The sequence below is a fragment of the Ancrocorticia populi genome, assembly GCF_003123745.1.
In the GTDB taxonomy this organism is placed as follows: domain Bacteria; phylum Actinomycetota; class Actinomycetes; order Actinomycetales; family Actinomycetaceae; genus Ancrocorticia; species Ancrocorticia populi.
Map to the genome: position 1 here is coordinate 104,437 of NZ_QETB01000002.1, position 6,171 is coordinate 110,607.

6 protein-coding genes are annotated in these 6,171 nt (G+C 59.1%); all 6 read left to right on the plus strand.

Features of this window, described 5'->3' with window-relative positions:
• Window positions 1-8 precede the first annotated feature (8 nt).
• Complete coding sequence (gene rapZ / locus DD236_RS05475; protein WP_109093393.1) at window positions 9-941, plus strand: RNase adapter RapZ; 933 nt, start codon at window positions 9-11, stop codon at window positions 939-941.
• Window positions 942-1,886, plus strand: coding sequence for a gluconeogenesis factor YvcK family protein (locus DD236_RS05480; RefSeq protein WP_109093381.1), 945 nt, complete (start codon window positions 942-944; stop codon window positions 1,884-1,886).
• Window positions 1,887-1,897: 11 nt separating this feature from the next.
• On the plus strand, window positions 1,898-2,887 hold the full coding sequence (whiA, locus tag DD236_RS05485; RefSeq protein ID WP_109093382.1) for a DNA-binding protein WhiA: 990 nt from the start codon (window positions 1,898-1,900) through the stop codon (window positions 2,885-2,887).
• A 164-nt stretch (window positions 2,888-3,051) separates the two neighbouring features.
• On the plus strand, window positions 3,052-4,056 hold the full coding sequence (gap, locus tag DD236_RS05490) for a type I glyceraldehyde-3-phosphate dehydrogenase (protein WP_109093383.1): 1,005 nt from the start codon (window positions 3,052-3,054) through the stop codon (window positions 4,054-4,056).
• Window positions 4,057-4,122: 66 nt separating this feature from the next.
• Window positions 4,123-5,316: a phosphoglycerate kinase gene (locus tag DD236_RS05495; protein ID WP_109093384.1), complete on the plus strand. Its 1,194-nt coding sequence runs from the start codon at window positions 4,123-4,125 to the stop codon at window positions 5,314-5,316.
• Window positions 5,317-5,319: 3 nt separating this feature from the next.
• Window positions 5,320-6,096 carry a triose-phosphate isomerase gene (gene tpiA / locus DD236_RS05500; protein ID WP_109093385.1) on the plus strand — a complete coding sequence of 259 codons (777 nt, stop codon included), beginning with the start codon at window positions 5,320-5,322 and terminating at the stop codon, window positions 6,094-6,096.
• Window positions 6,097-6,171 lie beyond the last annotated feature (75 nt).

The window sequence follows — 6,171 nt, forward strand, 5'->3', positions numbered from 1 at the left end:
TGGTGGCTATGAGTGACATCAACGATACCGGTGCAATTCCCGTTGGCATCCCGCAACAGGATGCCGCAGCCTCCCTGCCCGCTACCGAGCTTCCCGAAATCCTCGTGATTACGGGTATGTCGGGTGCTGGCCGCTCGCGTGCCGCGGCAACGCTCGAGGATCTTGACTGGTACGTCGTGGATAACATTCCGCCACGATTCCTCCGGGCACTTGCCGGGTTGATGACTCCCGATGGCGGGGTAAAGCGGCTCGCCGCGGTTGTAGACGTACGCTCGCGGGAGTTCTCGGAGCTGAGTGTCACGCTGGATCAGTTGCGTGAAGGCGGGCTTGGCTATCGCCTCTTGTTTTTGGATTGTGACGACGACGAATTGGTACGCCGCTACGAATCCGTGCGCCGGCCCCACCCACTTCAAGGTGACGGACGTCTGCTCGATGGCATCCATGAGGAGCGCCGGCAGCTCAAGAATCTCAAGGGGCGCGCGGACACGATCATTGATACGTCCAAACTCTCTGTGCACGATCTTTCACGGAGAATCCGCCACCTCGTGGCGAACGAATCTCCAACCGACCTGCAGGTCACCGTTATGTCTTTCGGCTTCAAATATGGCCTGCCTTTAGACGCAGATAACGTTGCCGATGTCAGGTTCCTACCGAATCCTTACTGGGTCAGCGAGCTGCGGCACCTAACAGGGCACGATAGCGCCGTCTCGGATTTTGTTCTTGCACAGAAAGGTGCCTCTGAGTTCGTCGCCAGCTACAGTAATCTGATGGCCGCGATACTTGACGGGTATACCCGCGAACTCAAACCCTTTGTCACCATTGCGATTGGCTGTACGGGCGGTAAGCATCGTTCGGTTGCCATCGCGGAGGCTGTATCTGAGGAGCTGCGAAAGAGGGGCCGGACTGTTCGGACCCTTCACCGCGATCTAGGGAGGGAATAAGTGGCTGCGGCGCGCGGGGCTCGTGGACCGAAGGTTGTCGCACTAGGCGGTGGGCACGGGCTCTACGCCAGCCTTTCGGCGTTGCGTCTTCTCACCGATAACATCACCGCCATCGTGACAGTGGCCGATGATGGTGGTTCCTCAGGGCGGCTACGTCAGGAGTTCGGGGTGCTGCCGCCAGGTGATCTTCGTATGGCGCTTTCGGCTTTGTGCGACGATTCGGAGTGGGGCCAGACGTGGCGGGACGTGTTGCAGCATCGGTTCACATCCGATGGCCCGCTGAACGGACACGCGCTGGGAAACTTGTTGATCGTGGCACTCTGGGAGCAGCTTGGTGGCTCTGTTCCGGCGCTCGAATGGGTGGGGCAGCTCTTGGAGATCCGGGGCCGGGTCCTTCCCATGTCATCAATGCCGCTCAAGATTGAGGCGGACGTAACCGAGAACGGTATCTGCGAAACCGTTCGGGGTCAGGTGGATGTGGCCGTCACGCAGGGGCACGTTGATCATGTCCGGCTGCTTCCCGAGAATCCACCGGCCCAGCCGGAGGCTATCGAGGCCGTGCATGATGCTGAATGGGTCATTCTCGGTCCAGGATCTTGGTACACCTCTATCATTCCGCACCTGTTGGTGCCGGAACTTCATCAGGCGCTGTGCGAGACCTCTGCAAAGCGGGTCTTGGCCCTCAACCTTCGATCCGAAAAGGAAACGCGCGGCCTGAGCGTGGCCGAACACATCAGATCGTTCAATGATCACGCGCCCGAACTGCGTCTGGATGCGATTATTATCGATCCTGGCGTAATTGATGATCGTGCGGAAATTGAGCGGGCTGCGCAAGCATGCGGCGCCCAGCTACTCGCGCGAAACGTTAGAATGAATGACGGTTCGGCCCGGCACGATCCACTGCGTTTTGCCGCGGCGTACCGCGATGCCTTCGAACAGATTTAGAAAGAAGCTACATGCCAGCCTTGACACATTTTGTCAAAGATGAGCTTGCACAGGTCCACCCTCGGATCGTGTCAAGCGCCACAGCGGAGGCCTGCGCGATGTTCCGCTTTGGTGGTGGACTCAGCATTAACTCCGGGAGGGTGACAGTTCAGGCGGAACTTGGGCACGCTTCCAGCGCCCGTCACTTGTGGGATCTTGTCAAGCAGCTGTGGAACGTTGAAGCGGAGCTAGTGGCTGTGTCTACATCGATGCGGCAAGGTAACCAATACCTGGTTCGCGTAGGTAAGGATGGCGAGCGCATCGCCCGCCGCTTGGGCCTTTTGGATTCCTACGGACGGCCGGTGCGTGGGCTCCCACCGTCGATCATCGGTGGGAGTAAGGCCGATGCCGCTGCTGCGTGGCGCGGGGCGTTTCTTGCGCGGGGTTCGCTTATGGAGCCCGGCCGCAACGCTTCTCTCGAGATCGTGTGCCCAAGCTTAGAGGCTTCCTATGCGATTGGTGGCCTAGCGCGCCGTATGGAGATTCCGTATCGAGCGAGGGAATCGCGAGGTGCTCACCGAGTGGATATCCGTGAGGGAGATGCGATCTCCACCATGCTGGCCCGAATGGGAGCTAACGATTCGGTGCTTAAGTGGGAGGAGCTACGCGTGGAGCGGGAGGTACACGGCTCCGCTAACCGCCTCGCGAACTTTGATGATGCCAACATGCGCCGATCTGCTGACGCTGCCGTGGTGGCCGTTATCCGTGTTCAACGGGCCTTCGAGATCCTGGGTGATGATGTTCCCGATAACCTTCGCGAGGCGGGGGAATTCCGCATTAAGTATCCAGAGGATTCGCTCAACCTGCTGGGGGAGAGGTTGAATCCACCCGCCACGAAGGATGCCGTTGCCGGCCGGCTCCGCCGCCTCAACACGATGGCGGATCGCAAGGCCGCGGAACTGGGTATTCCGGGCACGTTAGCGGCGGTTGACGCCGCGGAGCGCGGCATTAATCGAGTTTGAGATTTCACTGCGTGAGATATTTCAAAAACGAGGGACTTCACGCCCACCACAGTGGGGGACAAGCGGTTAGAATAGATGGCGATGACCGAACGAAAAGGGTTCGGTACTGACGGGCCTAACCGCTCGTGAAACCAGACGTGTGCATGCACACTAGGAGGAATAGAGTGACCATTCGCGTTGGAATTAACGGTTTTGGCCGCATCGGACGCAACTTCTTCCGCGCTCTCAAGGAACAGGGCGCCGATCTTGATGTTGTGGCAGTGAACGACCTTACCGATACCAAGACACTCGCACACTTGCTCAAGTACGATTCGATCATGGGCCGCTTCCCGGGCGAAGTTGCAGCTGGCGAAGGCTCGATCACCGTTGACGGCAAGGAAATCAAGGTGCTCGCAGAGCGCAACCCCGCAGATCTTCCTTGGGGCGATCTCGGTGTTGACATCGTTGTTGAGTCCACAGGCTTCTTCACCGATGCAACCAAGGCCAAGGCCCACCTTGACGGTGGCGCCAAGAAGGTTGTCATCTCCGCTCCGGCGAAGAATGAGGATGGAACCTTCGTGATTGGTGTGAACGAGAAGGATTACGATCCTGCCAACCACAACATCATCTCCAACGCCTCCTGCACCACCAACTGCCTCGCGCCGTTGGCCAAGGTCCTGAACGACAGCTTCGGCATTGAGCGTGGCATCATGACCACGATCCACGCCTACACTGGCGATCAGCGCCTACAGGATGCTCCTCACTCGGATCTCCGCCGCGCCCGCGCCGCTGCCCTCAACATGATCCCCACCAAGACTGGTGCGGCTCAGGCTGTTGCTCTGGTTATCCCCGAGCTCAAGGGCAAGTTCGACGGCCTCGCAGTTCGCGTTCCTACCCCCACCGGTTCCCTGACGGACCTCACGTTCGAGGCCTCCAAGGACGTTACGGTTGAGGAGATTCAGGCTGCGGTCAAGGAAGCTGCGGAAGGCCCCCTCAAGGGCATTCTCAAGTACACCGAGGATCCGATCGTCTCCACCGATATCGTGGGCGATCCGCACTCCTCCATCTTCGATGCAACCGAAACCAAGGTTATCGGCCGCCTCGTCAAGGTGCTCTCTTGGTACGACAACGAGTGGGGTTACTCCAACCGCCTCGTTGATCTGACCAAGTTGGTTGCCGAGCAGCTCTAAGTTCAGTGAATTCGATAGGTGCCCGTACACGTTGTGTACGGGCACCTATTTTCGAAAGGAAACTATATGCGCACAATTGATTCACTTGGTGATCTGGCAGGCAAGAGGGTTTTCGTCCGCTCAGATTTCAATGTTCCACTCGATGCCGATCGCAATATCACGGATGATGGCCGCATTCGCGCCGCGCTTCCCACCCTGAAGCGTCTGATCGATGCTGGAGCCAAGGTTATCGTTTCCGCACACCTCGGCCGCCCCAAGGGCGAGGTTAAGCCGGAGTTTTCTCTTGCTCCGGTAGCTGCGCGCCTAACCGAGCTGCTCGCTCAGGACGTTGCCTTGGCGGGCGACACCGTTGGTGAGGATGCCAAGGCCCGCGCCGCTGCGCTGGAAGATGGACAGGTACTGCTTCTGGAGAACGTCCGCTTCGACAAGCGCGAGGACTCCAAGGTTGATGCGGATCGCGAATCCCTCGCGGCCGAGTACGCCAGCCTTGCTGATGCGTTTGTGTCCGACGGCTTCGGCGTGGTCCATCGCAAGCAGGCTTCCGTCTATGACATCGCGAAGCTGCTTCCCTCTGCTGCTGGAGAGCTCGTCTTCAAGGAAATTGATTCGCTTTCGCGCGCCACGCAGAACCCTGAGCGGCCCTACACCGTGGTGCTCGGCGGATCCAAGGTGTCCGATAAGATCGGCGTGATCGACAACCTTCTTGATAAGGCCGATCGCCTTCTCATCGGTGGTGGCATGGCCTTCACCTTCCTCAAGGCACTCGGCTATGAGATCGGCACCTCGCTCCTCGAGGCTGATCAGGTTGATACGGCCGCATCCTACATTGAGCGCGCCAAGGCAAACGGAGTGACGCTGCTGCTGCCAACTGACGTCGTCGTCGCCCCAGAATTCAAGGCGGATTCCCCGGCATCAGTGGTGAGTGCGGACTCAATACCCGCGGATCAAATGGGACTGGACATCGGCCCGAAGTCTGGTACCGCTTACGCTGACGCCATCAAGGACTCCAAGACGATCGTCTGGAATGGTCCCATGGGCGTGTTCGAATTCGAAGCATTCGCGGCGGGCACCAAAGCCGTGGCGCAGGCACTCGAAGACGGTGACGGCTTCTCAATCGTTGGTGGCGGCGATTCCGCGGCCGCTGTACGCAACTTGGGCTTCAACGAATCCAAGTTCTCACACATTTCCACAGGTGGCGGCGCTTCCCTCGAATTCCTCGAGGGCAAGGAGCTTCCCGGCATCGCAGTTCTGGAGGACTGACACATGGCACGTACCCCAATTATGGCGGGTAACTGGAAGATGAACCTCGATCACCTTGAGGCAAATCACCTTGTCCAGAAGCTCGCGCTCACTCTCAAGGATCTCGGCCACGATTACTCGGCAACCGAGGTTGTTGTGGTTCCACCCTTCACTGACATTCGAACGGTCCAGACCGTTGTGGATGCCGACGATCTGCCCATTGGCTATGGTGCGCAAGACGTATCCACCCACGATGAGGGCGCCTACACCGGCGAAGTCTCAACGGGTATGCTGACCAAGCTTGGCTGTAGCTACGTTGTGGTTGGACACTCCGAGCGTCGCGAGTACCACGGCGAATCCAACGAGCTTGTTGGCGCCAAGGCCAAGAAGGTTCTGGATGCGGGCATGACTCCGATCATGTGCTGTGGTGAGGCGCTGGATATTCGTAAGGCTGGCACTCATGTGGAGTACGTGGTGGGCCAGATCAATGCAATGCTCGCAGGTCTCTCCGCCGAAGAGGTAGCCAAGTCCGTTATCGCCTATGAGCCCATTTGGGCAATTGGTACCGGCGAGGTAGCAACCCCGGAGGACGCTCAGGAAGTGTGCGGCGCGATTCGCGTTCGTATCGCCGAACTGTATGACCAGGGCGTTGCCGATGCCGTTCGTATCCAGTACGGCGGCTCCGTGAAGTCCTCGAACGTCCGCGACATCATGGGCCAGCCCGATGTTGACGGCGCACTCGTTGGAGGAGCTAGCCTGAAGGCTGACGAATTCTCTAAGATCGTCACCTTCCTCAAGTAGGTGACAGGCGCGGGGGGGGGGGGAGGTTGAGGCCGCCCCCCCCCCCCCGGACACCGGGGGGGGGGGTCATGAACA

Coding starts and splice junctions, on each gene's coding strand:
- whiA (WP_109093382.1), top strand. CDS start 1,898: ATGCCAGCCTTGACACATTTTGTCAAAGATGAGCTTGCACAGGTCCAC.
- tpiA (WP_109093385.1), top strand. CDS start 5,320: ATGGCACGTACCCCAATTATGGCGGGTAACTGGAAGATGAACCTCGAT.
- DD236_RS05495 (WP_109093384.1), top strand. CDS start 4,123: ATGCGCACAATTGATTCACTTGGTGATCTGGCAGGCAAGAGGGTTTTC.
- rapZ (WP_109093393.1), top strand. CDS start 9: ATGAGTGACATCAACGATACCGGTGCAATTCCCGTTGGCATCCCGCAA.